We start from the raw sequence: 464 nt of genomic DNA, 5'->3' as shown, positions 1-464 counted from the left end.
AGACTGTTGGCGAACCTGACGGCGGTCACCTACCCCCTTGGGCTGATGACCTGGCCGCTCGCATGGTCCGGCACTCTGTTGCCCAACGGTAAAGGCGTGTGGTTCTCGACCTTTCCCGCGCTGTCGAGTTTGGCGGCGGGCGCTGTGTGGCGGGCGCGGTGGGCGTTCGTCCAACTGGCCGTGGTCACGCTCGGGGCGCAGCTCATCAACTACACCGTTCGAACACCGGACGTGAGAAGTCCTTTCATTCCGGACATTGCGTTCGGGATCGGGGTCAACCTGTTGTTCGTCGGTGCAGCGGTAGTGGCCGCGAGAACAGGTCAGGTTCATGACGCCACGAGAGCGGACACGTTTTCCGCCGCGGCCAGCGCAGCGTCCCTGCAAGCACGGACCGTCGAGCGGCAACGCTTCGATGCGTTGACCCATGACAGCGTGATGTCGACGCTGCTGGCGGCGTCGCGGAT

The 464-nt window shown here is 64.4% G+C and carries 1 pseudogene; it reads left to right on the top strand.

The window, feature by feature from the left end:
* Window positions 1-6: 6 nt before the first annotated feature.
* Window positions 7-464 (top strand): annotated as a pseudogene (locus tag MLGJGCBP_RS50925) (ATP-binding protein); the annotation flags it as partial.

Source organism: Rhodococcus sp. T7, from assembly GCF_009872365.1.
Classification (GTDB): domain Bacteria; phylum Actinomycetota; class Actinomycetes; order Mycobacteriales; family Mycobacteriaceae; genus Rhodococcus_F.
Note: the sequence above shows the minus strand (reverse complement) of the source record. Positions and strands in the feature narration are given on the sequence as shown.